General features: G+C 61.6%; 22 protein-coding genes and 1 riboswitch. All 22 genes read right to left on the bottom strand.

The window, feature by feature from the left end:
- Positions 1 to 7: 7 nt before the first annotated feature.
- The 22 genes from fliF to F6V30_RS03335 all read right to left on the bottom strand — a co-directional run bounded on the left by fliF (position 8) and on the right by F6V30_RS03335 (position 20,251).
- Positions 8 to 1,594 carry a flagellar basal-body MS-ring/collar protein FliF gene (fliF, locus tag F6V30_RS03435; protein WP_151155089.1) on the bottom strand — a complete coding sequence of 529 codons (1,587 nt, stop codon included), beginning with the start codon at positions 1,592 to 1,594 and terminating at the stop codon, positions 8 to 10.
- Between the two features lie 89 nt (positions 1,595 to 1,683).
- Positions 1,684 to 1,986 (bottom strand): flagellar hook-basal body complex protein FliE, encoded by a 303-nt coding sequence (gene fliE, locus F6V30_RS03430; RefSeq protein ID WP_151155088.1) that lies wholly within the window; start codon positions 1,984 to 1,986, stop codon positions 1,684 to 1,686.
- 64 nt (positions 1,987 to 2,050) lie between these two features.
- Complete coding sequence (gene flgC, locus F6V30_RS03425) at positions 2,051 to 2,488, bottom strand: flagellar basal body rod protein FlgC (protein WP_151155087.1); 438 nt, start codon at positions 2,486 to 2,488, stop codon at positions 2,051 to 2,053.
- Entirely contained in the window at positions 2,488 to 2,910 is a 423-nt protein-coding gene (flgB, locus tag F6V30_RS03420; RefSeq protein ID WP_151155086.1) for a flagellar basal body rod protein FlgB, read from the bottom strand. The genes flgC and flgB overlap by 1 nt, the downstream gene beginning before the upstream one ends.
- A gap of 200 nt (positions 2,911 to 3,110) precedes the next feature.
- Entirely contained in the window at positions 3,111 to 5,234 is a 2,124-nt protein-coding gene (locus F6V30_RS03415; RefSeq protein ID WP_151155085.1) for a tetratricopeptide repeat protein, read from the bottom strand.
- Positions 5,235 to 5,263: 29 nt separating this feature from the next.
- Positions 5,264 to 6,358: a response regulator gene (locus tag F6V30_RS03410; protein WP_151155084.1), complete on the bottom strand. Its 1,095-nt coding sequence runs from the start codon at positions 6,356 to 6,358 to the stop codon at positions 5,264 to 5,266.
- 70 nt (positions 6,359 to 6,428) lie between these two features.
- Positions 6,429 to 6,935, bottom strand: coding sequence for a chemotaxis protein CheX (locus F6V30_RS03405; RefSeq protein ID WP_151155083.1), 507 nt, complete (start codon positions 6,933 to 6,935; stop codon positions 6,429 to 6,431).
- A complete protein-coding gene (locus F6V30_RS03400; protein WP_151155082.1) occupies positions 6,932 to 7,297 on the bottom strand; it encodes a response regulator in 366 nt (121 codons plus the stop codon). Before F6V30_RS03400 ends, F6V30_RS03405 begins: the two co-directional genes overlap by 4 nt.
- 211 nt (positions 7,298 to 7,508) lie before the next feature.
- Positions 7,509 to 7,588: riboswitch (cyclic di-GMP riboswitch) on the bottom strand.
- Positions 7,589 to 7,683: 95 nt separating this feature from the next.
- Positions 7,684 to 9,093, bottom strand: a complete 1,410-nt coding sequence (locus F6V30_RS03395) for a phosphoglucomutase/phosphomannomutase family protein (RefSeq protein WP_151155081.1) — start codon at positions 9,091 to 9,093, stop codon at positions 7,684 to 7,686.
- A gap of 166 nt (positions 9,094 to 9,259) precedes the next feature.
- Positions 9,260 to 9,532 carry an EscU/YscU/HrcU family type III secretion system export apparatus switch protein gene (locus F6V30_RS03390; protein WP_149308248.1) on the bottom strand — a complete coding sequence of 91 codons (273 nt, stop codon included), beginning with the start codon at positions 9,530 to 9,532 and terminating at the stop codon, positions 9,260 to 9,262.
- Entirely contained in the window at positions 9,519 to 11,768 is a 2,250-nt protein-coding gene (fliK, locus tag F6V30_RS03385; RefSeq protein WP_151155080.1) for a flagellar hook-length control protein FliK, read from the bottom strand. Before fliK ends, F6V30_RS03390 begins: the two co-directional genes overlap by 14 nt.
- Positions 11,752 to 11,895 (bottom strand): hypothetical protein, encoded by a 144-nt coding sequence (locus F6V30_RS16990; protein ID WP_191965565.1) that lies wholly within the window; start codon positions 11,893 to 11,895, stop codon positions 11,752 to 11,754. Before F6V30_RS16990 ends, fliK begins: the two co-directional genes overlap by 17 nt.
- Entirely contained in the window at positions 11,895 to 12,812 is a 918-nt protein-coding gene (gene gspK, locus F6V30_RS03380) for a type II secretion system minor pseudopilin GspK (RefSeq protein ID WP_191965564.1), read from the bottom strand. The genes F6V30_RS16990 and gspK overlap by 1 nt, the downstream gene beginning before the upstream one ends.
- Complete coding sequence (locus tag F6V30_RS03375) at positions 12,809 to 13,441, bottom strand: type II secretion system protein GspJ (protein WP_151155078.1); 633 nt, start codon at positions 13,439 to 13,441, stop codon at positions 12,809 to 12,811. The genes gspK and F6V30_RS03375 overlap by 4 nt, the downstream gene beginning before the upstream one ends.
- The gene (locus F6V30_RS03370; RefSeq protein ID WP_151155077.1) at positions 13,419 to 13,760 is read right to left on the bottom strand and encodes a prepilin-type N-terminal cleavage/methylation domain-containing protein; all 342 of its coding nucleotides are present in this window, start codon (positions 13,758 to 13,760) and stop codon (positions 13,419 to 13,421) included. Before F6V30_RS03370 ends, F6V30_RS03375 begins: the two co-directional genes overlap by 23 nt.
- Entirely contained in the window at positions 13,757 to 14,260 is a 504-nt protein-coding gene (locus F6V30_RS03365; RefSeq protein WP_246163165.1) for a pilus assembly FimT family protein, read from the bottom strand. The genes F6V30_RS03370 and F6V30_RS03365 overlap by 4 nt, the downstream gene beginning before the upstream one ends.
- Positions 14,261 to 14,416: 156 nt before the next feature.
- On the bottom strand, positions 14,417 to 15,457 hold the full coding sequence (locus F6V30_RS03360; protein WP_151155075.1) for a bifunctional UDP-4-keto-pentose/UDP-xylose synthase: 1,041 nt from the start codon (positions 15,455 to 15,457) through the stop codon (positions 14,417 to 14,419).
- A 157-nt stretch (positions 15,458 to 15,614) separates the two neighbouring features.
- A complete protein-coding gene (locus F6V30_RS03355) occupies positions 15,615 to 16,517 on the bottom strand; it encodes a formyltransferase (RefSeq protein WP_246163164.1) in 903 nt (300 codons plus the stop codon).
- Positions 16,518 to 16,685: 168 nt separating this feature from the next.
- Positions 16,686 to 17,642: a glycosyltransferase gene (locus F6V30_RS03350; protein ID WP_151155073.1), complete on the bottom strand. Its 957-nt coding sequence runs from the start codon at positions 17,640 to 17,642 to the stop codon at positions 16,686 to 16,688.
- On the bottom strand, positions 17,632 to 18,786 hold the full coding sequence (locus tag F6V30_RS03345) for a ribonuclease D (protein WP_151155072.1): 1,155 nt from the start codon (positions 18,784 to 18,786) through the stop codon (positions 17,632 to 17,634). The genes F6V30_RS03350 and F6V30_RS03345 overlap by 11 nt, the downstream gene beginning before the upstream one ends.
- The gene (mqnC, locus tag F6V30_RS03340) at positions 18,783 to 19,853 is read right to left on the bottom strand and encodes a cyclic dehypoxanthinyl futalosine synthase (protein WP_151155071.1); all 1,071 of its coding nucleotides are present in this window, start codon (positions 19,851 to 19,853) and stop codon (positions 18,783 to 18,785) included. The genes F6V30_RS03345 and mqnC overlap by 4 nt, the downstream gene beginning before the upstream one ends.
- Complete coding sequence (locus F6V30_RS03335; RefSeq protein ID WP_151155070.1) at positions 19,850 to 20,251, bottom strand: YbgC/FadM family acyl-CoA thioesterase; 402 nt, start codon at positions 20,249 to 20,251, stop codon at positions 19,850 to 19,852. The genes mqnC and F6V30_RS03335 overlap by 4 nt, the downstream gene beginning before the upstream one ends.
- Between the last annotated feature and the right edge of the window lies 1 nt (position 20,252).

The raw sequence follows: 20,252 nt of genomic DNA, 5'->3' as shown, positions 1-20,252 counted from the left end.
TATTTTTTTAGCTGTTGTTCTCTTCGCCCAACCAGTTCTGCAGTATCTGGGCAACCTGGTAGGGGTCCTTTTTCGCCGTCTCGATAAGACTCTGCTGTTCAGCCACCTGCACGGCTATCTGGGCCTTTTCGGCGGAAGTGAGCTTCTCGGGCGCCTCGCCGAGCGGTTCAAACGTTTCAAAGACCTGCGGCTTTATCACCTTGAGCGATTTGAGGAGCGGCCTGATAACGAAGAGGACCATCGCCAGGAAGCCCAGGCCGATCAGCAGGTTTTTGTAGAGCGCCATGAAGAAGGGGCTGCTCCACCAGGAGGGCGTCTCGTCCATGCCCGTATCGCCCATATCCTGGAACGGGATGTTCTGTACGCTCAACTGGTCCCCCCGATTGGCGTCGAAACCGATGGCGCTCTTGACGAGGGCGTCGATCTTCTGCAACTCGTCGGGGGAGCGGGGGACATATTTGGCTTTGCCGACCTGCCCATCCTTGACGGCTGCAGGCATCTCGTACTTGCCGTCCACAAGGACGGCCACGGAGATCTTGCTCAGGGTCCCCACCGGTTCGATCGTCTTGGAGGTCGACCGGCTCACCTCGTAATTAAGGGTCTCATCGTTTTTGGAGCCGCCGCCGGACGCCGAATTCGGTTTGGGAGCGGTCTTGCCCAGGTTGGTCTGCACGCCGGGGACACCGGCGATCGCGGTGGTGGACGCCCCCTTCTCCTCGGTGCGCTGCTCGCTTCTGACGGCAATGGTTTCCGGGTCGAACTTCTCGTCGACCCGCTCCACCTGTTTGAAGTCAAAGGTCGCTGTTGCCCGCGCCACCGATTTGCCCGAACCGACAACGCGGTCCAGGAGCGACTGGATGCGTTCCTCAACGTTCTTTTCGTAGGCGCGCTGGGTATCCTGCATGGACGCGGTCATGCGGGCCGCCGGGTCGCTGCTGCCCCCCTTGCTGAGGATCTTGCCGCGGCTGTCCAGGACGGTGACATGCTCGGGGTCCATTCCCTCAATGGAAGAAGCGACCAGATGCACCACCCCCTGGACCTCGCCATCGCTCAGGGAGCGGTTCGATTTCATCTTGAGCACGATTGACGCGGTGGCAGGCTTCTCACTATCCTTGAAGAGCGATTTTTCCGGCATCACGAGATGAACGCGCGCCTGCTCGACGCCATTTATCTGGGAAATGGTGCGGGAAAGCTCCCCCTGGAGGGCACGCTGGTAGTTGAGCTTCTGGACGAACTCCGTCATGCCGAAATTTTTGCGGTCAAAGATCTCGAAACCGACGCCGCCGCCCTGGGGCAACCCCTCCGAAGCCAGGGAAAGCCGCATCTCATACACCTTGTCGGACGGGACGAGGATGCCCTTGCCGTCTGCCGTGATCTGGTAAGGGGTCTTGGCATCCTTCAGCTTTTTTACGATTTCCCCCGCATCCTCAGCGGACAGATTGGTAAAAAGCGGCTTATAGTCGGTACGATTTACGACAAAGATCAGCACCGCGAAGGCCAACGCCGACAACAGCGCGATGCCGGCGATGAGCATGCGTTTGCCGGGGGACAACGCCATGAAAGGCTCTATAACTCTTTGGAATCCTTCGGGCATGTAGAACGCTAACATCCTTTCAGATACGGGTGGAAAACGGAATTTCTTTGCAACTGCCGGGGATCAGGGGGCCTTGCGGGCCACACGTCCTACACCTGCATGCGCATCACTTCCTGATATGCCTCGACAGCCTTATTGCGCACCTGGGCCAGGAATTGGAAGGAGATGCTCGCCTTTTCCATGGAGATCATAACCTCATGGAGATTTTTGTTTTCTCCCGTGGCAAGGCCTTGGATGGCCTGATCGGACTGGGTCTGCAGGTCATTCACCTTGGAGACGAGTTCGCTGAAAAATTTGCCGGCACCCTCGGGCGCAGACGCCGATTTTGCCTCGCCGGCCCCCGGGAATACCGCGCCGAGGCCGAGACCGCTTTCTATACCTTTTACATCCACACTAAACCTCCCGAAGGTTCAGCCCGCCACGCGCGCGAAAGCGCGCAGAGGCGAGGCCGGGAAACTACTTGCCGATTTCAAGCGTTTTCAGGGCCATGCTCTTGGCCGCCTGGACCGCCGTCACATTGGCTTCATAACTGCGGCTTGCGCTGATCATGTCGGCCATCTCTTCGACCACATTGACATTGGGCATGGCCACGTAGCCCTGGGCGTTGGCGTCGGGGTGGCCGGGATCGTACTGCATGCGAGGGGGATTCTGGTCCTCTACGATCTCGGTGACCTCCACCTGGCGGGTCTGCTGGCCGACAGCGCTGTTCAAGGCCCGCTTGAAGCCGCTCTCCAGGGGGGTCGCGGAAAAGACCGCATCCTTACGCTTGTAGGGCCCCCCCTCGGATGTCCGGGTTGAACCGGCATTGGCCAGGTTGCTGGAGATCAGGTTCATCCTGGTGCGCTCAGCCGTAAGGGCCGAGGAGCTGATATTCATGGAACTGAAAAAATCCATTAGTTACCTCCCTTGATCGCTACGCTCAAATCGCTGAACTTCTTGGAGAGCATCTGGACCGAGGCGTTGAACATGATCTGGTTTTCCAGCAGCTTGCCCATCTCGTTCTCCAACTCCACCGCATTGCCGTCGTTGCCGGGGGTCTTGGCCGGGGTTTCCACGACCTGGCCGGTCACGGACTGAAGCCCCGCCCCGCTGCCTCTCAACGGCAGATGTCGCGGATGGGTGATTGCCGGCGTCCCCTTGCTGCCGCTTTTCACCGCACTCTGCAACTCCTGCTCGAAGTCCAGCGATTTGGGGATGTAGTTGGGGGTTTCCGCATTGGCGATATTCGATGAAATCAGGTTTTGGCTTTTGGTCCGCAGATCGATACTTTTGCCCAGCACGTCGATCGTCGTGCCAAAAATCCCATTAACCGGCATGCTGAACCTCCCTGACACTAAAGAACAACTGGAATTGTTTTGCAAAAAACATACCAGTTTTACAGCCTACGACAAGAGCGCGCCTTGCTGGGGAGAATGCTCTCATTTATACCACCGCCAGGCAAAACGCACCATGCACATTTTTGTCACATTTTGTGTCGGTTTTTTGACTGGGTCCGATTCTTGACAGCCCCCGAGGCCTACCGCTTGGCTGGCCCCACGTTCAACGACTCGATGGCCTGTTGCGCCAGCTTTTTCCAGTCATCGTCCTTGCCCTTTTTGATCACCTGCTCGAAATAGGCCCGGGCGGCCGGCTTCTTGCCCTCGAGGGCGGTGATCTCGCCCGCCTTGTAGAGGAACTCTTCATTCCGCTCGTTGTCGGGCAGCCTTATGCCGGCGTCGAGTATGCGCAAAGCTCCCTTGCGATCGCCCGTGGCCAGGCGTGCCGAGGCGGCCACGTAGTAGGCGTCGGGCAGCAGATGGGGGTCCTTCGCATCCCGGCCGGCCGTGGCAATGTAGAGGTCCATGGCCTTGCCGGCTTGGGCGGTCCCGTTCTGTTCCCACAAAGAACGGCCGAGATAGTAGTAGCTCTCGCTCCTCTGGGCGCGCTCCTTCTTGTTGAGCAGCCACAGCAGGGTATCCCGGGCTTCCTGATACTTGCCCCCCATGAAATATACCCCGCCCAGGCGTTCCAGCATGAGCCGCGCCCGGGGATGGGTGGGATATTTGCGCAAAAAGGCGCGCAGGGTTTTCTCGGCCAGTGCGCTATCGCCCAGGAGGTCCGCATTGGAAGCGATCTCCTCATGGAGATAGGGGCCATTGGCGCCCACCCATTGGTGGTCCAGGAGGGTGCTGAAAAACTTGATCAGTTCGATGGGGCGGCCCGCCTCATCGTAGGCCTTGGCAACATCCGGGAGAAAATCGGGCGCATCCATGCAGGCCGCCAGGTAGTCCTGATGCTCCTCGACAAACCTGATCAGCCCCGGGGCATCCTTGCGCCAGCTGCTTTCATGGTACACCTGGGCAACCAGCACCTCCCGGATGGTCCGGCACACGGTGACATAGACCCCGCGCGGAAACCGCTTCTGAAACGAAACGACCTGCTGCAGGGCGTCGGAGGCGTCGCCATGGATGGCATGGAGCAGGACATGCTTGAACAGGGCCTCCTCGCGCATATCCACATCGCTGTTCTGGCGCGAGATATTCAGATAAAGGTCGCTCAGACGCTGGTAATCCCACGGGGTGGCGCGAAGAAAATCGCGGTCGGCCAGACGCAACTGCGCCATCTGGTTGGCCTTGTTGTCCGGGAAATTATCGGCTACCGTGCGGTAGATGGCCAGGGCCTCCCGGTCATGCCCCTGGCGCGTCAGGATGTCGGCCAGGCGCACCAGCAGGGTGGGGGCGTACTTCTTGTCGGCAAGCCGGGCAATCAGGCGGGCAAGGAGCACCCGGGCACCGGCAAGGTCTCCGCTCCGGGCGATACTGTCCCCGTAATAAAACGTGACACTCGGGTTGAAGGTGAGAAATGCCGGCCAGATTTTTTCGGCTTCACGAAACGCGGCCAGGGCCTGGGGATATTTTTGCAGCTTATACCACGTTTCGCCAAGCCGGTAGAGGGCCAGCGGTCTCACCGCGCTCAGCCGCGAGGCAAACTGGGTGAAGACTTCCTCGGCCTCGGTCAGGGACCCCTTGTAGAGTGCCGCTTCTGCCGCCATGAAGGCCTGTTGGTCGCTGTCATTGAGGATATTCTTCAAAATCTGCCGGTCAGTCGGCACAAAGGGGATATCCGTTTTCAGCGGCGGGTCGAAATCCCGCACCAGCTTCTCAACGCCGTTCCAAATCCGCTCACGCCCGGCAATGTACAGCCGGGGAGGGGGCGGGGTGAACTTTGTACCCACATCAAGGGCAATGGCGCAGATGCCGTCTACCGTGGCATTGCGCCACCCTGTCCCGGAAGCGGCCTGGAACGTGACCTGAAGATTTGACCCGCACCGGGAAAACAGCAAGCCGCCGATGCTGGCATCCGAATAGCGGCGGTATTTGTGGAAAAGGGGTCCGTCCGTATCCTGAAGCGTCAGCCGCAAGCGGTTGCCGGGCAGCGACGCGACGGTAAACTGCGGGTTTTCCTGGAGACGGAGGATTATGCGGGTATACCCCTGTTTGGGGCGAATATCGACCCGAAAGACCCGGTTGGGGATGGAGGCCTGGACAGGCGTCGGGAAGAGCGCGGCAACGGCAAAAACGGCCGACAGTACCAACAGCATGGCTTTCGCGCGCATCCCGTTGCGCGTCAACGCACCTATGCCACACCGATAAAACGACATGATGACATCCCCCCGACCGTCACGGGCCGTCACTGCACCGGCGGTTTGCAGAACCTGCGCACCTTGGCAATCAGTTCCTCTTCGCTGCACGGCTTGATGATAATCTCCCGGGCTCCGTATTTCAACGCCTTCAAAACGGCCGTCCGGGTCCAGCGCTGGGCGCTCATGATAATCGGGGGCGGCGAGTTCTGGCGGATGGCATTGACCTTGATGCAAACCGCCAACTCGTGGTCGCTCGCATCCTGCGAACCGACCAGCACCAACCGCACGTTGCGGCCGGTGAAGAGCTCCTTGATATCGGCATTGAGCGTTCCCTCCACCACCTGATAACCGGTCAAGGCGGCCACGGTCACCATCTGGCGGCGTTCCTCGTTATCGTCCTCCAGCACCACGACGCTGTCGATCCCGGCCTCTGCCGAACCGGCTTCCTCCCTTGGGGGGGGCGCGGCCCCTTCCTCGGCCTCGGGTTGCGGCTGCGCCGCGGCATCACCGGCCTCATCAGGCGCGGGGGCCTCCTCCTCGGCGGGAGGCTCCGGCGGTTCCTCGCCGGGGGGATCGAACTGGTTGCCCAACCCAACGGGTATGAGCACGTCCAGATAGTTCAGCTCCTGGTCCGGCATCTCCAGTTTCGAGCGGAACATGAGGTAGTCGCCTTCGGGAAGCGGCTCGCTTTCGCTCAATTCATCGACTTCGGGAATAAACTTTTTGGGCGAAAGCAACTTCAGATGCACCTTGTTGGGGAGGCTGCCCTGAAAAACGGTGTTGAACGCCCCGTTGATCATATTGGCAATCTCGGCAAAGGCATCGATGTCATCGCTTTCGATGATGCTGAGACGCTTTTTTTCCTGGATGCGGGCCGGGGGGATACCCAGCAGGATACTGCTCATGACGATGGCGTCACGCAGGGAGAACACCAGATAGAACTGGCCGGTGTAAGCCTCCCGGGACTCGACGCCGATCACGAAGCAGGCATCCTCAAGGCCGCCGAAATAGGATGTTTTACTGGTGGTAAGAGAATCCGAAAGGGCAATGGCGAGTTCCTGCCCCAAAAGCATGCCGCTTTCCTCGCCAGCCTGCTTCAGGGCAGAGGCCAACATCTCATGTAACGTGGTATATCCATCCATCAGGGATTGTCTTCCGGTGCTGGGTCAAGCCATGGGCTGCGGCAAGCACGTCCGCGTCCACAGAGCGTTGTCAGTCTTCTTTCTTAAGGGTGAGCCCGACGAGAAACCTGTTGTCGCTGACGCTGAACGGGATGACGACACAGTCGATGTCGGAGAGCGAGTTGACGGTATAATCTTCGCCGGAGATAACCGTTGGAATCGAGAGCTTGACGTCCATGCCTCCCTTGGAAAGCACCTGTTTGACGCTCCCGCCCAGCATATTGGCTATTTCGCCGATGGCGTCGTTCAAATCCTCGTTGACCTCTTCGCATTCCATGCCCAGCATGCTCGAGGTGATCTGAAGAGCCAGGGCAACCGGACAGTGGATGGAAATCACGCCCGAATAGATGCCCGCGAATCCCACCATGCCGGTGATGCTGCATTGAAAGCGATGAATCGGGTCCTTGAGGGGGTAATCGTCCGCCGGATCCATCATGACCATGGTGGAGAAAACATCCTTGGTGGCATCAATGACGTACCGGGCAAGCTGCTCTTCCGTAAACCTGGCAGTGCCGGCGATGTCGGCGTTAAGGCTCATATCAGCCCTCCCAGTTTTTCCTGCAACTGGTCGGGTGTGAAGGGTTTCTTGATGCTGTCGCTGGCCCCGCTCGCGATGGCTTCCTTGAGTATCTCTTCGCCCCCCTCCGTGGTGATCATGACGATCGGGACGGCGTTGCCGTTGGCCCTGACCTGTTTGATGAATTCCAGGCCGTCCATGTTGGGCATGTTGATATCGGAGAGGATCAGCGTAACCGGCTTGCCGGAGGCCAGCACGCTCAGCCCTTCAATGCCGTCGCCGGCCTCGTATATTTCATCAACAGCCAGGCCGGCCTGCCGAAGTGAGCGTGAAATGATCTTGCGCATTGTGGAAGAATCGTCAACGATGAGAATATTCGCCATGCCAGTAATCCTCCTCTTTCAAACATGCCATTGGGCTTAGTAATTACGTGAATGTGCACGTGGGAACTTAATATCACAAAAACAATAAAATTCATCCACTTTTTATCTTTTTGCCAATCAGGGAACGGGGTTGCGGCATTCCGCGTCGGCGGGGCATGCACCATAAAGAAAGCCTACCCAGATAACCGCAGTAGGCTTTATCCTGCACCGATCTTACAACCCCTCTTTCCAAACAGCATTGGACAGGTGGCTTTGCGTCACACGGTTGCCCATGCTTTGCCCTCTGATGGCCCAATTACACTCAGGTCATTGATATAAAAAATAATGTGAGGATATGTCAAGTTATTAATTTCATACCGCATATTTTTAGCGGCACGCCCGGGTCGTTACCGTGCCGCCAGGACTTCCCCAGCGCGCAGCAGACGGTCCACCTGGCCCGGGGTTCCGGCCTCGCTGTACAGCCGCAGGACCGGTTCGGTGCCCGAGGGGCGGATCAAAAGCCAGTCGCCGTTCTCGAAGATGAACTTGAAGCCGTCGCTGAAGTTAGTAGCAGCCACCCGCCGGCCGTCGATCTCTGCCGGAGGGGCCGATTTCAGACGCGCAATGAGCTGTTCCTTGGCGTCGCCCCCGATACGCCGGTCGATACGGCGATAGGAGAAATGCCCGATCTCGTCCATGGTTTCGTCGAGGAGCCGGCGGAGGCCTTTTCCGCTGGCCGCCATGGCCTCCAGGAGCAGGAGCCCGAGCAGGATGCCGTCCCGTTCCGGGATGTGCCCCTTGACGCCCAGCCCCCCCGATTCTTCGCCACCCATGAGGATATCCTCCGCCAGCATCAATTCGCAGATATGTTTGAAGCCGATGGGTGTCTCGAACAGCGGCAGCTCGTATTTCCGGGCCAGCAGGTCCACCATGCGGGTCGTGGAGACGGTCTTGACCACACCGCCCCGCAGATGTTTGTGTTCGATAAGGTGCCGCAGGATGACGGTAAAGATGCAGTGGGACGAGAAGAAATCACCGTTCTCATCCACCGCCCCAATCCGATCGGCGTCTCCGTCCAAAGCCAGCCCTACCCGGTAGGTGCCCCCCTTGAGGAGCGCGGAGAGTTCCGCGAGATGTTCGCCGATCGGCTCGGGCGGCTGCCCCCCGAAGGAGGGGTTCTCGCTGTTGTGGATCTCGTGGACCCCGGCCAGCAGGCGGGGCAGAAAACCCGAGCCGGCACCGTACATCGGGTCAACGACCACCGGGATGCCGGCCCTGGCGATCAGTTCCAGATCCACGTAGCGGCCGATCTGGCGGAAATACCCTTCACAGGGGTCGAAGATCTCGATCATCCCCTTCCCCAGGGCCTCCTCGAAGGGGGTGGCCACCACGCGGCGGTCGTTGGCCACATTGAAAGCGACGATCTCCTCCAGCACCTTTGTGGTGGCGGGGCGGGCCGAACCGCCGAAAGCCTCCTTGACCTTGAATCCATTGTATTCGGGCGGGTTGTGGCTTGCCGTGATCATGATCCCCGCCCCGGCTCCCGACTCGCGAACCGCCCACGATACGGCCGGTGTGGGCGCATAGCCGTCGGTCAGGCGGACCCGTATGCCGTTGCCGGCCGCCACCTCGGCCACGCGCCGGGCGAAATCGCGGGACAGGAAACGCCGGTCGTAACCGATCACCAGCCCTTTGTTGCCCGAGCCGTCGCGGTTCAAGTAATCCATGGTGGCCTGGGCCACCAGGGAAAGGTTGTCGAAGGTGAAATCACGGGCAATGACCCCGCGCCAGCCGTCGGTTCCGAATTTGATCTGCATTGCTACCCCCCTCTAAAGGCTGTTGAAAAACCCAGGTTGTTCAAAAATAGTCAGATCGTCGCACCCGCAGAAGGCCCTGCGGAGGCGTAGCAGCGCTACGCCGCACAAAAGGGCTTTCGAGGACGGCGGCGAGATGGCTGTTTTTCAACAACCTTCTAACCGCCTTTCACTGCCGTTCCTGCTCGATTCCGTACAGCCACACCAGCACCTCCGCCACGGCGCGGTACAATTCCGGCGGGATGAACGCATCGGTATCCACCTGCATCAGCAGATTGACCAGTTCCGGCGATTCGTGGACATAGACTCCCGCTTCGCGCGCGCAGGCGATGATCGCCTCGGCCATCACCCCCTTACCCCTGGCAACGACCACCGGAGCGTAAAAGCCCTGTTTGTAGGTAAGGGCCGCCGCACGGCGCTCTTCGTCCTTACGGGATTTCATGGGTTACGCCGATCTCCGACGGCACCAGCCCGGACGCCTCGAGCTGTTCGGCAAGGCGCGGCAGGCCGGCCTTCAGAAGTTCCGCCGAGTCAGGCTGTGCGACGTTCAGCTCGATGCTCACCCTGCTGCCGTCGAGTTTCAGGCTGGCCGTGACATTCCCCAACTTCGGCATATCCAGGGTGAGCGACGTCTCCCAGGAGCGCGTCTGTTCACCGGACTCGTTGCGGTGCGCTTCGCGCTCCCGCACCGCCCACTCCACCTGCTGGCCCGGCACCAGGTCTCCGCGAAAGAGGACCTGCCCGCTCTGCAACGCCGCCAATTGTTCCTTGACGACCGGCAAGGCCTGCTGGTCCACAATCCCCTCATGGGCCGTGGCGGTGCCGGCCGTCTTGAGCGCAGCCTCCATGACCTCCACGGAGCCCCCCTTCAAACCGGCCAGGGCCATCTCCTGCGCCGTGTTGCCCGCCGCCTCCTGCCCGGGCGGACGCTGGAGCGGGGACAACCGGCCCTGGGGCTCCCGCAAAAGATCCTCCAGGGGATAGTCGCCGCCAAACCAGCGCGCCAGGTGGGATTCGTAAAACAGGCCGCTGTCCCGCAATCCCCGCTGCAGAAGCCCGCTCACCCGGGAGGCATCGCTCGGCGGCTCGGAGAGCAGGGTCCTCAGGATTCCCAGGGCCTCCCGGGCCGGCATCTGGTCGCCGGCAGCGCCGAGGAACCCGCTCAACCACCGGCCGGTTTCGCTGACCCGCGCATCGCCGGGCTTGCCGAAACGGGTCATCAGGAAGGTGGGCTGCGGCTCGTCGGTGACGAAGAAGAGCGTCACCATGTCCCCCCGCTTGATCCCTTTGGGCAGCATGAATTCCATGGCCTGGCCGGCCACCTGCACCATGAAGCGCCCCCCGCCCAGGGAGGCCGTGATCTCGCCCCTTACCTGCTGTCCCGGCGAAAAAGCTTCCCCGGAAGCCTCCTGGTTGATGGCCTCAAGGAGCGCCAAGCGGTTACCCCTGATCAGCGCCTGGAGCAGTTTGGCCATATCGTCGCTGAGGACGATGCCGGTGCCGGGCTGCAAGGTGGCCTGCGGGTTCTGCACGGCGGCCGCGCCCGCCTGGAGCGCCGCCCCCGGTTGGGCAGGCTGTTGATCGACGGGCTGGCGGCCGCGCATGACCGTCTGGTAGGTGATGGCCTCGTCCTGAATGGCGGTAAAGGCCGGCGAGTCCGGCGGCAGGCTTTTCAGCACCGTGTTCAGACGCTCCAGCACGTACATCTGCTGTGTCGATCCCCCCCCTTCACCGTGTTCCAAGGCGCTCAGCCACCGGCCCGCCTCACTGAGCGAGCTGGGGACGCCGGCGGCGGCCCGTTGCAGCGCAAACAGCGGCCGGGGGTCCGACGTGATGAAGGTGAGACGGAGGATGTCTCCGGCTTGGACCGGCCGGGGGATGAGCAGTTCCAACGACGTCCCCGCAAGCTGGACGAACACCTTGCCGCCCGGCACGGTACCGAGCACCGCGGCGTCAACCTCTTCCCCCGGCATCAGGGGCAGCGGCGTTACCGGCTGGTTGGCCGCCTCGGTCAGGTCGAAACGGGAATTGCGGGCGATATTCTGGAGGATCCGCGCCGCATTGGCCTCGAAGGACGACAGGCGGGTCTGTTCGGGGACGGCGCCTTGGCCGGCCGCCGGTAGCGTCCCTTCCTGTCCGGCACGCCCCTGCTGGAGGGGGACGTCCGGCAGCAGGGTTGGCGCTGTTTCCCCTTCGCCGGGCGCCCCGTAGGTGAGCGCCTCGTCCATCAGGTTGGCAAGGACGCCCGCCTCTCCCGGGGAACGCCGCAGCATGTCGCTGATACTCAAGAGCGAGGCCCGCAGGCTCGGGTCGACGATCTCTTCGCTGCCGACCAGGAGGCTCAACAGCCGGGACGCATCCGAGAGGCTGACCGGCGGGGCGGCGACGCCCTGGCGGGCCACGGCGAAGGTCGAGCGCGGCTCCCCCGCAACAAAGGTCATTTCCAGGGTCTGCCCCGGACGGACCGCCATGGGCAACGCCAGGTTGAAGCGTTCCGTGCCGATCTGCACCTGGGTCAGGTTGTTCGGCAGCGTCGTCAGCACCGAGGCGCTCACCTGCTGGCCCGGAACGAAGCTGACCCGCGCCCCCGCCTCCTGCTCGGCGCTTACGAACGAGAGGTTGGACGCCTGGGAGAGCAGGTTGTACACCTGGCTCTGGATGTCAGTCGGTATGGCCATGGGTTCCTGGGGCGGCAAGCGCCGTAGTCGGGTTGACGACACTGGGGAAAAGCGGCATGCCCGCCGGCAACGGGCGGGGCGCAGGGGTGCAGGACACAACAGGCATGGCGCGGCGGCGGGCTGCCATCAAAATTCCTGCCACGAGAGGAACTCTCCCGTGCCGTCCATATTGACCACCGCCTCGACGGTGCGGGCCGCTTCCTTGACGAACCCCCGGGCCGTGATCCGGAAGATCTTGCCTTGGATTGTCATGCCTTTGATCGTGGTAAGTATCGTGTCAGCCCGAGCCAGTTCACCGATGGACTTGAACGGCGCCAGGCGCCGCTCCTCGATGATCCGGTCCGCGATGCTTCCGCTGATCCGGCTGTCCAGGGCCATGAGCACCTCTTTGGGGGCGGTGTTCACGTTGACGGCCACGGTGGCGCCGAGGCCACCGGCCTTGTTGGGGTAGACGGTCACGAACGGCTTGAGCCTGTTGACCATATCCGCCGTAAAGCCCTTGACCAGGGACAGTTCGTTCACCGTTGTCAGCCTGCCGTTGCGGGCCGAGTAAGGCGGGTTCAGGGATTTGTAATAGGAGTTTTCGGCGCCGCCGGAGCTTGGCAGGTCGTTGGTGTCGATCCAGTCCGCCAGGGCGTTCCACACGCTTTCCGGGATTTGCAATTGCGTGCCCAGGCGTTTCAGGATCGCCAGGGTATCGGCGTTTATCTCATCGTTTTGCTGTACCAGCGCGTTGAGATTGATCTTGCCGCTCTCCTCGGTGGTCGTGATCTCGATGCGCCCGACCTCGTCGTCCATCTTGAACGGGGCGGCCCACTTGTCCGAGAGCGACGTGTAGCTTTGCGCCGCAAGCAGCGTCTGGAGGAGCTTTTTACCCCCCTCGGCCCCCGATTCCGCCAGCAGCGAGGCCTGCTGGCCATCGCGGAAGTTGCGGTTGAGGGACATATCCACATACACCTGGTGGATCAACTCCACCGCTGCCGCCACCATCAGGGCGGTGACCACCAGGGTCAGGACCAGGGCAAAGCCCTTTTCGCCTCTCACGAGCCCACCATCCTGGGGGCCGCATAGACGGTGAACGTCACCGGCGTCCCCTCCTCCTCCACCTGCACCGTGATACGCACCAGCTTCGGCAGTTTGTTGCCGTTCAGGGCCGTATCCCAGGTTTTGACCCACGTCGTGCCGTCGTTGCTGCATTCCACCAGAAAGGAGTTGATCCGCTCCATCTGCGGGTAGGCGGGCACGGTGGTCGAGTCCAACAGGAGATCCTGTTCCGTGCGGGTCAGGAGCAGTTGCTGTTTTTCCTTCTCCACCATGCGGTACTGGACGTCTATGGTGCCGGACTCCTTACGGGTGTCGCTCAGGGTGGACGGGGGGGCCAGGGTCGTCAGTTCCAGGTTGGAGGCCGGTCGGCCGAAGCTGTCCCGGTCCTCGACGATGAATTTGAGCCGTTTGTCGGTGGGGGTATAGAGGGCCGAGCCGATCTCCCGCCGCAGGAGGTCGAGGGTGGTGCCCAGTTCGCGCCGCGCCTCCATCCCCTCCGCCGACCGCTCCCGGGCCTTCAACACCGTGAAGTAACTCCCGTACAGGGCGGCGGTCAGGATGGCCAGCAGGACCACGGCGATCAGCACTTCCAGGAGGGTAAACCCCTTATTGCGTGAGATAGCGCTCAAGCGCCACCTCCCGCTTGTCGCCGGTCCGCCACACCCGCACCACCAGTTTCTTGAGAACGGTCAGGTCCGTGGCGGAAATATCGGCCTGCCAGGAGAGTTCCGGGTGGGCCGGGGCCAGGGTGCCCTCGCTCTTCTCGGGGATCGCCGCCAGTTGCATCAATTCCGCCATCTTGGCCCGCGCCAGAAGCGTCAGGGCGGTGCTGTCCCGTTCGTTGGTGATGATCGTCAGGTGGTAGTTGACCGCCCCCAGCACCGTCAGGATGACGCTCGCCATGATGGCCAGGGCCACCATCACCTCAAGCAGGCTGAAACCTCTCATAGTGCGTCTTCCTGATACCCTTGGTAAATCTTGACCTTGCCGCTGGACGGGAACGCCATCACCGTCCAGAACGCGCCGCCCGCCGAGCGCAGGTGGATGGCGACGAAATCCCGCAGGCCGCCGGCGCCGATGTCGAGCCGTACCTGGCCGTCGCTCAGTTTGCCCAGGCGGGGGATGACCACATCCGCCACCTGGACCCCTTCCTTGGTCGGTCGTTGTTGCAGGAAGGGGTCTTCCGGTTCCTTTTCGGTCCCGTCGCCCGCCGCCTGCAAGACCTTGACGGTGTCCGTGCCCGGCTCCAGGCGCAGGTAGTAAACCGTCCCGGTGGTGGCCGCACGGTCCTGCAGGTAGCGCAGGGTCGAGGCCAGGGTCCGTGCCGAGGTCTTCAGGTCCTCTGCCTCGGAGCTGGGCAGGCGGGGGATGACCAGCGTCATCACCATGCCGATGATCACCAGCACCACCACCAGCTCTATGAGCGTGAAACCCCGGCGGTCAAACACTGTGCTGCACACCCGCCGCAGCGGCGCAGAGACACGGAGACACCACGGTGCTCAGTTCAGAGTGAACAATGCGGAAAGCACGATGTTCCCTGTTGTCTTCCTGATGACCCGACATACTTTTGTCTTGTCTCCGCATCTCTGTGACTTTGCTGTGATTTACAGAAATTCCGAGAGTTTCTCCCGCTCGTCCACCAGGTAAAACTCCAGGGTCTTGCGCAGGGCCTCGTCGGCGCTCGTCACCGGCTCCCATCCCAGGCATTCCTTGGCGCGCTTGATCGAGGGGACGCGGGTCAGCATATCCTGATACCCCTTGCCGTAGAACTGGTCGGAGGAGGTCTCCACGATCCGGCATTTCTCCGCCTTTTCCCGGTAAAGCGGGAATTCGGCCACCATGTCGCGCAGTTTGTGGGCCAATTCCTTGACGGACAGGTCGTTGGCCGGATTGCCGATGTTGAAGATCTTGCCGTCGGCGCAACCGTCCCGGTTCTCGATGATCCGCATCAGGGCGTCGATGCCGTCTTCGACAAAGGTAAAGGAACGGCGCTGGTTGCCGCCATCCACCAACTGGATCGGCTCTTCGGCCAGGATGTCGTACAGGAACTGGGTCAGGACCCGGGAGCTCCCCTCCTTGGCGGTATGGATGCTGTCCAGCTTGGGACCGATCCAGTTGAAGGGGCGGAACAGGGTGAACTTGAGTCCTTCATGCATGCCGTAGGCGTAGATCACCCGGTCGAGCATCTGCTTGGCGCAGGAGTAGATCCAGCGCTCCTTGGCGATCGGCCCCAGCATGAGGGGCGAGTTGTCCTCGTCGAATTCCCGGTCGGGCGACATGCCGTACACCTCGGAGGTGGAGGGGAAGATGACCCGTTTCTTGTACTTGTGGCACAGCCTGATGATCTTGAGATTTTCCTCGAAATCCAGTTCAAAGACCCGCAGCGGGTCCTTGACGTAGGTCACCGGCGTGGCGATGGCAACCAGCGGCAACACGACGTCGCATTTCTTGATGTTGTACTCGATCCACTCCTTGTTGATGGTGATGTCCCCCTCCAGAAAATGAAAGCGGGGGTCACCCAGGGAGCGCTCAAGCTTGTCGCAGGCCATGTCCAGGCCATGGACCTCCCAGTCGGTGGTGGTGAGGATGCGGTGGGTCAGTGCGTTGCCGATAAAGCCGTTAACGCCGAGGATCAGTACTTTCATGCTCTTTTCTCCTTGAGAGGTTGTTGAAAAACAGCCATCAGGCCTTCATCCTCGAAGGCCCTTTCGTGCGGCGTAGCAAAGCTCACGCCTCCTCAGGGCATTCTGCGGGTGCGACGATCTGACTATTTTTGAACAACCTGAGTTTTTCAACCGTCTGTTAAGTAAACTGCTCGTCAATGGTCATAAAATCCGTGGCGGTGACCTCGTCACCACCCTCGGCCTGGAGCGAGCGGATCTCCAGCAATCCTTCTCCGGTGCCAATCAGGAGCGGACGGTGCGACACGATGCGCCCCGGCTCTCCGCGCCCCTCCACCGGCCAGGCGGACCAGATGACGACCTTTCTGCCATCCAGGTGGCTGAACGCGCCGGGGTAGGGGTGGGTTACGCCCCGGACCAGGTTATAGATCCGTAGGGCGCTTTGCTGCCAGTCGATCTGGCCGTCGGCGGGCTTGCGGCCGCCGAAGTAGGCGCCCTCGGCCAGGTTCATGGGGATGCACGCCGCCCTCCCCTCCCTGAGTTGCGGCCAGGCGCGGGCCATAACCGCCACCGCCGCATCGGTGATCTTGTTGAAGACATCGAACGCCGTGTCGGTGAAGGCGATCTCCACCCGTTCCTGATCCACGATGGCGCCGGCGTCGGGCTTCGCCACCATGTGGTGCAGCGTCGCCCCGGTTTCGCTCTCGCCGTTGATCACCGCCCAGTTGACCGGCACCCGGCCGCGGTACTTGGGCAGGTACGAGCCGTGCAGGTTGAACGCGCCTTGTTTCGGGATCTCCAGCACCGCCGGCTTGATCATGTTACGGTAATAGAAGGAGAAGAGGAAATCCGGCGCAATGGCCCGCACCCGTTCCACATTTTCCGGGAGGGAGATGTCCGTGGTCAGGTACGGGATGCCGTGGCGGTCCGCCAACTCCCGCACCGATTTGAACCAGATCTCCTCCGTGGGTGAGTCCTCGTGGGTGAAGATCAAGGCGATGTCCGCCCCTTGGCGCAGCAACTCCTCGATACAGCGATAGCCCACATTATGGTAGGCGCAGACGATCAGTTTGTCAGATTGCAAGGTTATTCCCATGGAATGATTATTTTTATTTTCAACTATCCGCTCAGGTTGTTCAGAAATAGTCAGATCGTCGCACCCGATAGGCAAGACCCGAGGAGGCGTAGCAGGCCTACGCCGCACGAAGGGCCTTTCGAGGATGAAGGCCTGATGGCTGTTTTCAACAACCTGTTATTCTTCGAAGCCGTAGGTTTGCCGCACCACGTACCGGGGGCGTTTGCGCACCTCCTGGTAGATCCTGCCCACGTACTCGCCCACGATGCCGATGCCGAAGATGATGATGCCGACGAAGAAGAACAGGATGGCGAACAGGGTGAAGACCCCCTCCACCTCCGCCCCGACGATGAAGCGCCGCACCAGCAGGAACAGGGCGAAGACCAGGGAGAAGAGGGCGGTGCTGATGCCGAACAGGGCGAAGATCTGCAGCGGCACCACCGAAAAGCCGGTCATCAGGTCGAAATTGAGCCGGATCAGGCTATAGAACGAATACTTGCTCTCCCCTTCCACCCGCTCGGCGTGTCCCACCTGGATCTCCGTGGGGTTGGAGGCAAAGGTCTGGGCCAGGGCCGGGATAAAGGTGGTGGATTCCCGGCAGCGGTTGATATTGTCCACCACGTAGCGGTGGTAGGCCCGCAGCATGCAGCCGTAGTCCTGCATCTGCATGCCGGTGATCCGGTTGGTGGTGATGTTCACGATGCGCGAGGCGAACTTTCTGAAGAAGGTATCCTGGCGTTTCTGGCGGATGGTGCCGACCACGTCGTGCCCCTTTTCGATCTCCGCCACCAGGCGCGGGATCTCCTCGGGGGGATTCTGCAGGTCGGCGTCCAGGGTGATGACGATCTCCCCCCGGGACATCTCGAAGGCCGCAAGGATGGCCATGTGCTGACCGAAGTTGCCGTTGAACTCGATCACCTTGACCCCCGGATACTGCTGCACCATCCGACGCAGGATCTCCAGGGAGCGGTCGCGGGAACCGTCGTTGGTGAAGAGGATCTCGAACGGCCTGCCGATGCCCTGCACGGCCGGATAGAGCCGTTCCATCAGGGGGCCGAGGTTGCCCTCCTCGTTGTAGACCGGTACGACGATGCTCAGGTAGGGTTGTTCCGTGCGTATTGTATCATTGTCCATCAGCTTCAAGCACCTCGATCAGCTCTGTTCCGTAGAGCCCTTTTTGCCACTCCCGCATCCCGGCGATTCCGTCCAGTCCGGCACGTGTGGGTGGATTCATATCCGCCGCAGCTTCCAGAAGCCAGTTGGGAGCGATCACTCCCGGCTCCAGCCCCAGGGCCGCACTCGATTTCTCACGCCACGACTTGAGCCGCTTGAGCCGTTCCTTGGCCCCCTCGGACGGGTCCTCCCTCCGGGTGCGCGGAAACCGCGGCAGCCTCTCCTCGGGCAGTTCCAGGGCGGTTGTAACAGCCGCCAGCAGGGCCGGCCCATGGCGGTGGAGCTGCTTGGGCGTCATTCCCTTGATGCCCGCCAACTCGCTCAACGAGCGGGGCTTCTTCTCCGCCGTCTCAAGGAGCGTCTCGGCCGACATGACCTTGAAGGGGGGCCGATCCACCTCCTGCGCCTGACGGTCGCGGTAACGCAGCAACTCTTCCAGGGCAGCCAGGCTGCGCCCCTTGAGTTTACCCGCCCCTTTGCAGGAGAGGAACAGCGGCCCCTCCTTTTCGCTCACCCGTGCCTGGCACACCAGAGCGCACTCCTCCTCCTGCCAGGCAAGTCGGCCTTTCCCGGCCAGTTCGCCGTGCAGCTGATCATAGAGGGGGAGCAGGTCGGACGTATCAGCCGAGGCATAGGCGCACATCTCAGGGGAAAGCGGCCGCTTGCTCCAGTCGGCCTTCTGGTATTTTTTGTCCAGTTCGATGCCGAAGCGCGACCTGAGCAGCGCGGCGAGACCGAACTCGGCGACGCCCAGAAAGCGGGCCGCCAGCATGGTGTCGAAGAGGTTTTTCACCTCGATGCCGAAGTCTCGATGCAGGGAGCGGATATCATAATCCGAGCCATGCATCACGATCAGGATGGCGGGGTTACCCAGCGGCGCGGCCAAAGGCGACAGGTCCCCCAGGGCCAGCGGGTCTATCAGCCAGCTTTCGCTGCGGGTCGAGACCTGGATCAGGCAGACCTTCTCCCGGTAGTGATGGAGCGAGTCCATCTCCAGGTCTACGGCCAATTCACGGTGCCGGCAGAGGTGCTCTGCCAGTTCTTTCAGGCGTGCTGCGGTAGTGACTATTTCGCACGTTCCGGCCTGCCGGTTTGGATGTGTCAAGCCGGAAACTCCTTTACGATGTGGTAGGTGGTGGTGCGCTGGGCGGCACGGAAGCCGGCCCCACGGATAAGGTCGATCATCTCTTCCCGGGACATGCGGAAGCTGCAACCGGCTGCGGCAACGACGTTTTCCTCCAGCATGGTGCCCCCCAGATCGTTCGCCCCGAAAAAGAGGGCAACCTGCGCCATCTTGGCGCCCTGGGTGACCCAACTGGCCTGGATGTTGGGGATATTGTCCAGCACGATGCGGGCCAGGGCCAGCACCTTCAGGTATTCGACCCCGGTGGCGGTATCGCCGCCCAGCTCCGTGTTGCCCGGCTGGTAGGTCCAGGGGATGAAGGCCGTAAACGAGCCGCCCCCGTCCTGGATCTCCCGCACCCGGAACAGGTGCTCGACGATGTCCTCCGGTTTCTCGCGGCTGCCGAACATCATGGTGGCCGTGGTCGGCATGCCGAGTCCGGCGGCCTTGGACATGACCTCCGCCCACTGGCGCCAGCCGATCTTGTTGGGCGAGATGGCGCCGCGGACATCATCCACCAGGATCTCGGCCCCGCCGCCGGGTATTGAATCCAGGCCGGCCCCATGGAGCCGCTCCAGGGTCTCGTCCAGCGACAGCCCCGAACTCTTTGCGATACTGACCACCTCGGCGGGGGAAAGGGAATGGTTCTGCACCGCGGGGAAGCGGGACTTGATCTCGCGGAACAACTGCTCGAAAAAGCCGATCTTCAGGTCCGGGTTGAGCCCACCCTGCATGAGGAGCTGCGTGCCCTCCTGCCTTACCAGCTCCTCTATCTTGGCGAAGATCTCTTCCTGGGTGAGCACATAGGCGTCCGCCGCGTCGCCGTCGCGGTAGAAGGCGCAAAAGGCGCATTTCGAGTTGCAGATATTGGTGTAATTGACGTTGCGGTCAACGACAAACGACACCACCCCTTCCGGGTGGAGCCTGCGACGTATCCTGTCGGCGTACATCCCCAGTTCCAGCAGCTCGGCGCTCTCCAGCAGCCGCAGCGCCTCCCCGCGTTCCATGCGCCGCCCTTCAACGGTATCCGTGGTTTGCTGTACCATCATTGCCCCTGCGCCACACCTTCCTCAAGCACGCGCCTGACCTCGGCGGGAAGCCGCCGCGCCCGGCGTTCCGGGCTGATGCAGGCAAGGGTGACCTGGGCCTCCACCAGAACCCTGCCGTCCGACGGCCGCACCGCCTGTTGCCGGACGACGAAGGATGCGCCGCCAATCCGCTCCGGGCGGGTGATGATCGACAGGAGTTCGTCGTGCAGCGCAGACGCCTTGAAATCGATTTCCATCCTGATCACCGGGAAAACGAAACCGGCAGTGGCGAGTGCCGCCACCCCCAGGCCACGCTCCCGGAAATACTCCGTCCGGGCCCGTTCAAAGAATTTGAGGTAACTGGCGTGGTAGACCACGCCGGCTGCGTCCGTGTCTTCGTAGTAGATGCGAACGTCCATG

This window comes from Oryzomonas sagensis (assembly GCF_008802355.1).
Taxonomy (GTDB): domain Bacteria; phylum Desulfobacterota; class Desulfuromonadia; order Geobacterales; family Pseudopelobacteraceae; genus Oryzomonas; species Oryzomonas sagensis.
Note: the sequence above shows the minus strand (reverse complement) of the source record. Positions and strands in the feature narration are given on the sequence as shown.